This window comes from Citrobacter sp. Cpo148 (genome assembly GCF_030332375.1).
Classification (GTDB): domain Bacteria; phylum Pseudomonadota; class Gammaproteobacteria; order Enterobacterales; family Enterobacteriaceae; genus Citrobacter; species Citrobacter portucalensis.
Genome location: NZ_JAOWHY010000039.1, coordinates 1 through 7,100 on the forward strand (window position 1 = coordinate 1; position 7,100 = coordinate 7,100).

General features: G+C 56.6%; 8 protein-coding genes. All 8 read left to right on the forward strand.

All coding sequences use genetic code 11. The features are described from left to right. Nucleotides 1-504, forward strand: a 504-nt coding sequence (locus tag OGY10_RS04210; protein WP_286576325.1) for a recombinase family protein, incomplete at its 5' end; no start/stop codon positions are given. Between the two features lie 83 nt (nucleotides 505-587). Further along, the gene (locus OGY10_RS04215) at nucleotides 588-1,760 is read left to right on the forward strand and encodes a phage tail sheath protein (protein WP_060855072.1); all 1,173 of its coding nucleotides are present in this window, start codon (nucleotides 588-590) and stop codon (nucleotides 1,758-1,760) included. Between the two features lie 9 nt (nucleotides 1,761-1,769). Further along, the gene (locus OGY10_RS04220; protein WP_086550357.1) at nucleotides 1,770-2,285 is read left to right on the forward strand and encodes a phage major tail tube protein; all 516 of its coding nucleotides are present in this window, start codon (nucleotides 1,770-1,772) and stop codon (nucleotides 2,283-2,285) included. Nucleotides 2,286-2,339: 54 nt separating this feature from the next. Continuing rightward, complete coding sequence (locus tag OGY10_RS04225; protein WP_001744189.1) at nucleotides 2,340-2,642, forward strand: phage tail assembly protein; 303 nt, start codon at nucleotides 2,340-2,342, stop codon at nucleotides 2,640-2,642. A 14-nt stretch (nucleotides 2,643-2,656) separates the two neighbouring features. Further along, nucleotides 2,657-2,776: a GpE family phage tail protein gene (locus OGY10_RS04230; RefSeq protein WP_001397628.1), complete on the forward strand. Its 120-nt coding sequence runs from the start codon at nucleotides 2,657-2,659 to the stop codon at nucleotides 2,774-2,776. Then, complete coding sequence (locus tag OGY10_RS04235) at nucleotides 2,769-5,834, forward strand: phage tail tape measure protein (RefSeq protein WP_286576337.1); 3,066 nt, start codon at nucleotides 2,769-2,771, stop codon at nucleotides 5,832-5,834. Before OGY10_RS04230 ends, OGY10_RS04235 begins: the two co-directional genes overlap by 8 nt. Continuing rightward, nucleotides 5,831-6,316 (forward strand): phage tail protein, encoded by a 486-nt coding sequence (locus OGY10_RS04240; protein ID WP_000980407.1) that lies wholly within the window; start codon nucleotides 5,831-5,833, stop codon nucleotides 6,314-6,316. The genes OGY10_RS04235 and OGY10_RS04240 overlap by 4 nt, the downstream gene beginning before the upstream one ends. Beyond that, nucleotides 6,313-7,100: contractile injection system protein, VgrG/Pvc8 family (locus tag OGY10_RS04245; protein ID WP_286576323.1), on the forward strand; the 788-nt coding region annotated here is incomplete at its 3' end. The genes OGY10_RS04240 and OGY10_RS04245, both read left to right, overlap by 4 nt.

Sequence of the window (7,100 nt, forward strand, 5' to 3'; positions counted from 1 at the left end):
CGTGATGCACTGGAACGCTCAGGATGTGAGCTAATTTTTGAAGACAAAATGAGCGGAAAAACAGCAGACAGGCCAGGGCTAAAAAGGTTGCTCAGGACGTTATCAGAGGGAGACACGCTGGTTGTATGGAAGCTCGACAGGCTGGGAAGAAGCATGCGACACCTTGTTACCCTGATAGAAGAACTCCGGCAGCGCGGAGTTAATTTCCGCAGTCTGACTGACAGCATAGACACCAGTACGCCAATGGGGCGGTTTTTCTTTCACGTTATGGGGGCACTGGCGGAGATGGAACGCGAGTTGATAGTGGAACGAACCCGTGCGGGACTGGAAGCAGCTAGAGCTAAAGGCAGGATTGGAGGGCGAAGACCAAAACTGACGCCAGAGCAATGGGCACAGGCTGGCAGGTTACTTGCTGCAGGTGAAACACGGCAGCGGGTTGCTTTAATTTTTGATGTGGGGATCTCGACGTTATACCGCAAATATCCTGCGACATTGTGTGATTAACAGGACAACGCCGCGCAGCTGTCTGCGTGACGTAATCAATACAACATAGGGCGAAGCCTATTCCAATCAGGAGGTTCGCCGCTATGGCTCAGGATTACCACCACGGGGTGCGCGTTGTTGAAGTCAACGAGGGCACCCGATCTATCACCACGGTGAGCACCGCTATCGTGGGCATGGTCTGCACCGGCGATGATGCTGATGCGTCCGTATTCCCTCTCAATAAGCCGGTTCTGCTGACGGATGTGCTGGAGGCCAGCGGTAAAGCAGGCGAGTCCGGCACGCTGGCCCGTTCGCTGGATGCGATTGCCGACCAGTCAAAACCCGTGACGGTTGTTGTGCGCGTGGCGCAGGGCGAAACCGAAGCGGAAACCACCTCCAATATTATTGGTGGCGTCACGTCCGACGGTAAAAAAACGGGGATGAAAGCGCTGCTTTCTGCGCAGTCGCAGCTGAAAGTTAAGCCGCGCATTCTTGGTGTGCCGGGGCACGACACGCAAGCGGTAGCCACTGAGTTGATGAGTGTTGCGCAGAGCCTGCGCGGGTTTGCCTACCTGTCTGCCTATGGCTGCAAGACGGTGGAGGAAGCCATTGCTTACCGGGACAATTTCAGCCAGCGAGAAGGGATGCTGATCTGGCCTGATTTCATCAACTTTGACACCGTTCTGAAAGCCGATGCCACGGCTTACGCCTCGGCCCGTGCGCTCGGTCTGCGCGCCAAAATCGACGAACAGACCGGCTGGCACAAAACCCTGTCCAACGTGGGTGTGAATGGCGTCACCGGTATTTCCGCTGATGTGTTCTGGGATCTGCAGGACCCGGCAACGGACGCGGGACTGCTGAACCAGAATGACGTCACCACGCTGATCTGCAAAGACGGCTTCCGCTTCTGGGGGTCCCGCTGCCTCAGTGACGATCCCTTGTTTGCGTTTGAGAACTACACCCGCACGGCGCAGGTGCTGGCTGACACGATTGCAGAGGGGCATATGTGGGCGGTGGATAAGCCGCTGAATCCGTCACTGGCCCGCGACATTATCGAAGGTATTCGCGCCAAATTACGCAGCCTGGTAAATCAGGGATACCTCATCGGGGCTGACTGCTGGCTGGATGAGTCAGTGAACGATAAAGACTCCCTGAAAGCCGGGAAGCTCACCATCGACTACGACTACACGCCTGTGCCGCCACTTGAAAATCTGATGCTGCGCCAGCGCATCACCGATCGCTACCTGGTCGATTTTGCCAGCCGTGTCAGTGCATAAGGGGGATACATGGCATTACCACGCAAGTTAAAACACCTGAACCTGTTCAACGACGGGAACAACTGGCAGGGGATCGTTGAGTCCCTGACTCTGCCGAAATTCACCCGCAAGTTTGAGAAGTATCGCGGCGGCGGTATGCCGGGCGCGGTGGATGTGGATATGGGGCTGGATGACGGCGCACTGGACACGGAATTTTCAATCGGCGGCACCGAACTGTTGTTATTCAAGCAGATGGGCAAGGCAACCGTTGATGGCATCCAGCTGCGTTTCACCGGCTCTATTCAGCGTGACGATACCGGCGAAGTTCAGGCCGTTGAGCTGGTTGTGCGCGGGCGTCATAAAGAAGTGGATTCCGGCGAGTGGAAAACCGGCGAGAGCAGCACCACCAAAGTCAGCAGCACCAACAGCTACGCGAAGCTGACCATTAACGGCGAAGTGCTCTATGAGGTTGATCTGGTCAACATGATTGAAATCGTTGACGGCGTGGACCTGATGGAAGCACACCGTAACGCCCTTGGCCTCTGATTTAACTTAACGGCGCGGTGATCCGCGCCAGTATCTGATTAACAGGAAACGAACATGAGCGACAAGCTGACTGAAAAAACCGTACAACTGGATACGCCAATCATGCGCGGTAAAACCCAAATCACCGAAATTGTGCTGCGTAAGCCTCAGTCTGGTGCGCTGCGCGGCACCCGCCTGCAGGCCATTATGGATATGGACGTGGGGGCCATGATGACAGTGATCCCGCGTATTTCCACCCCGACGCTGACCGCACAGGAAATGGCTGAACTGGACCCCGCCGATCTCACCGCGCTGTCGGTCGAGGTGGTGACTTTTTTGTTGAAGAAGTCGGTGCTTGCCGGTTTACCGACAGCCTGACGATTGATGACCTGGTGGCGGATATCGCCACCATCTTTCACTGGTCGCCGTCCATCACTGACGTTATGCCGCTGACTGAGGTGCTGGAGTGGCGGCACAAAGCGATTCAGAGAAGCGGGGCCAGCGATGAGTGACAATAGCCTGCGTCTGCAGGTGATTCTGAATGCGGTTGACAAGCTCACCCGCCCATTTCGATCCGCGCAGGCCAGCTCAAGAGAGCTGGCTGCTGCTGTCAAAAAATCCCGCGATGCAATAAAGCAGCTTGATCAGGCCGGGAGCAGTCTGGACAGCTTCCGAAAGCTACAGGCAGAAAATCAGAAACTGGGTGACCGGCTGAACTATGCCCGCCAGCGTGCAAATTTACTCAGTCATGAGCTGGGTGCGATGGGGCCGCCTTCTCAACGGCAGGTTGTTGCTCTGGGACGTCAACAGCTGGCTGTTCAGCGTCTGGAAGAACGGCAGAAAAAGCTGCAGCAGCAGACTGCGCTGGTGCGTGCAGAGCTTTATCGTGCCGGTATTTCAGCCAGTGATGGTGCCAGCGCGACGGCCCGCATTACCCGTGAAACAATGCGTTATAACAGGCAACTTTCTGAACAGGAAGCGAGGTTACGACGTGTCGGGGAGCAACAGCGAAAAATGCACGCCGCCCGTGCGGCATACTCCAGGAGTCTTGAGGTAAGGGATCGCATTGCCGGAGCCGGGGCCACCACCACGGCAGCGGGGCTGGCAATGGGCGCGCCGGTTATGGCTGCAGTTAAGAGCTACGCCAGTATGGAAGATGCCATGAAAGGCGTGGCAAAGCAGGTAAACGGGCTTCGTGACGATAACGGCAACCGTACAAAACAGTTTTATGACATGCAGGATGCCATTAAGGCTGCCAGTGAGCAGCTGCCGATGGAAAATGGCGCTATAGATTATGCCGCGCTGGTTGAGGGGGGCGCGCGCATGGGCGTGACCAACCAGGATGATCCTTACGAAGACCAGAAACGTGACCTGCTGGCCTTTGCATCCACGGCGGCAAAAGCTGCAACGGCTTTTGAGCTGCCCGCCGATGAGCTGGCGGAAGGGCTGGGAAAAATCGCGCAGCTCTATAAAGTGCCGACGCGCAATATTGAGCAACTGGGCGATGCGCTGAACTACCTGGACGATAACGCCATGTCAAAGGGTGGGGACATTATCAACGTCCTGCAGCGTATGGGGGGCGTGGCTGACCGCCTTGACTTCCGAAAGGCTGCTGCGCTGGGTTCAACATTCCTTTCTCTTGGGGCTGCCCCGGAAATCGCAGCCAGCGCTTCTAATGCCATGGTGCGTGAGTTGTCCATTGCCACCATGCAAAGTAAACGCTTCTTTGAAGGTATGAACCTGCTGAAACTCAATCCGGCGGAGATTGAAAAGCAGATGACTACCGATGCCATGGGCACCATTCAGCGGGTTCTGGAGAAGGTCAACAATCTGCCGCAGGATAAACGCCTGTCAGCCATGACAATGATTTTTGGTAAAGAGTTTGGCGATGATGCGGCAAAGCTGGCTAACAACCTGCCGGAGCTGCAGCGTCAGCTGAAACTCACATCAGGCAGTGGTGCTAATGGCTCCATGCAGAAAGAATCCGACATTAACAAGGATTCATTGTCTGCGCAGTGGTTGCTGGTTAAGACGGGCGCGCAGAACGCTTTCAGCAGTCTGGGGGAAACGCTGCGCCAGCCGCTGATGGATATTATGGGCATGGTTAAGGGCGTGACCGGGGCGCTGCGTCGCTGGGTGGAGCAGAATCCCGTGCTGGCTGGCACGCTGATGAAAGTGGCGGCGGCTACGGCGGCTGTCACTGTCGGGCTGGGTACACTTGCCGTGGCGGTGGCTGCTGTGCTGGGGCCGATTGCGGTGATTCGGTTTGGCCTGTCTGTGCTGGGTGTAAAAACATTACCTTCCGTTGCTGCAGCGGTAACACGTACTAGAGGTGCCCTGTCATGGCTGGCAGGTGCGCCACTTTCCCTGTTGCGTCGGGGTATGGCGTCATCCGGTGACAGTGTCGGGTTGCTGAGTGCCCCGCTTAATTCCCTGCGTCGCTCAGCAGGAATAGCGGGTAATGCACTGAAAACGGTAGCAGGTGCTCCGCTTGCCGTGTTCCGTGCCGGTATGTCAGGTATCCGTAATGTTATCGGTATGGTGATGAACCCGCTGGCGGCATTGCGGGGTGGGCTGACAGCTGTCGGTGGCGTATTGCGTTTTCTTGTTTCTGGTCCGCTGGCATTACTTCGCGGCGCGCTGTTTGGTCTTTCCGGTATGCTGGGTGCGCTGCTCAGTCCGATAGGGCTGGTTGTGGCTGCGCTGGCTGGTGTGGCGCTGGTTGTGTGGAAATACTGGCAGCCCATCAGTGCATTTCTGGGGGGCGTGGTGGAAGGGTTTAAAGCCGCTGCAGCGCCCATCAGCGCCGCCTTTGAGCCGCTCAGGCCCATGTTCCAGTGGATTGGTGACAGGGTGCAGGCCTTGTGGGGCTGGTTCAGTGATTTACTTACGCCGGTTAAATCCACTTCCGAAGAGCTGAACAGCGCAGCAGCAATGGGGCGCCGGTTTGGTGAGGCGCTGGCGGAAGGTCTGAATATGGTGATGCACCCGCTGGAGTCTCTTAAATCCGGTGTGTCATGGCTGCTGGAAAAGCTCGGTATTGTCAGTAAGGAGGCGGCAAAGGCGAAACTGCCTGCGCAGGTCACGCAGCAGCAATTCGCCACAGTGAACAGTGACGGCAAAGTGGTGCTGCCGCCAGGCGGGTTCCCGGCTTACGCAGGGATGTACGACACGGGCGGGATCATTCCACGCGGGCAGTTTGGCATTGTTGGAGAAAATGGCCCTGAAATTGTGAACGGACCGGCAAATGTCACCAGCAGGCGGCGTACTGCTGCGCTGGCCTCTGTCGTTGCAGGCGTGATGGGGGTTGCTGCGACACCTGCAGAAGCGGCTCCGCTTCATCCGTTCAGCCTGCCTGCGAGGGCATACCAGACGCAGCCAGTGAAGGCTGACAGCCCGCAGTCAGTTATTCGTTATGAGATAAATGCGCCCATTCATATCGTCGCTCAGCCGGGACAGAGTGCGCAGGATATTGCCCGTGAAGTGGCACGGCAGCTTGACGAGCGGGAACGCAGGGCCAGGGCAAAAGCGCGCAGCAATTTCAGCGATCGGGGGGGGTATGAATCATGATGATGGTGCTGGGTTTATATGTATTTATGTTGCGCACAGTCCCTTATCAGGAACTGCAGTATCAGCGCAGCTGGCGACATGCAGCCAACAGCCGGGTGAACCGCCGCCCGTCAACGCAGTTTCTTGGCCCGGATAATGATTCACTGACACTGTCCGGGGTTCTGCTGCCGGAAGTGACCGGAGGCAGGCTGTCATTGCTGGCGCTGGAGTTGATGGCAGAGCAGGGCAAAGCCTGGCCTTTGATTGAAGGCAGCGGAACTATTTACGGCATGTTTGTTATTGAAAGTCTGAGCCAGACAAAGACGGAGTTTTTTGCCAGCGGTATGCCCAGGCGCATTGAGTTTACGATCACCCTTAAACGGGTTGATGAATCGCTGTCTGACATGTTCGGGAGCCTGAGTGACCAGCTCAGCAACCTGCAGGACTCTGCTGCCTCTGCGATTGGGGGGATTAAGAACACGGTAGGAGGATTGCTGCAGTGAACGTTAATTCTGATCTTCTGAATCTGAACAGCAAAAGCCCGGCTTTCAGTATCGTCATTGAAGGTAAGGACGTGACGACCGTGCTGGATACCCGCCTGATGAGTCTGACGCTGACGGATAACCGGGGCTTTGAAGCGGACCAGCTTGATCTGGAGCTGGACGACGCCGACGGGCTGATCGCCCTGCCGCGACGTGGGGCAGTGATTCAGCTGGCGCTGGGCTGGAAAGGCCAGCCGCTATTCCCTAAAGGGGCTTTTACTGTGGATGAAATTGAACACAGCGGTGCCCCTGACCGGCTGACCATCCGGGCGCGTAGCGCAGATTTCCGTGAAACCCTCAATACACGGCGCGAAAAATCATGGCATCAGACAACGGTGGGGGAGGTGGTAAAGGAAATCGCCGCCCGGCATAACCTCAAAGTGGCGCTGGGTAAAGACCTGACGGATAAGGCGCTGGATCATCTGGACCAGACCAATGAAAGCGATGCAAGTTTTCTGATGAAACTGGCGAGACAGTATGGGGCGATTGCTTCCGTTAAGGACGGGAATCTGCTGTTTATCCGGCAGGGACAGGGAAGAACGGCGAGCGGCAAGCCGCTGCCGGTTATCACCATCACGCGCAAAGCCGGTGACGGTCATCGGTTCACCCTTGCTGATCGTGGTGCCTATACCGGTGTTATTGCCAGCTGGTTGCATACGCGTGAACCCAGGAAAAAAGAGACAACCAGTGTTAAGCGTCGTCGAAAGAAAACCACCACACCCAAAGAGCCGGAAGCAAAACAGGG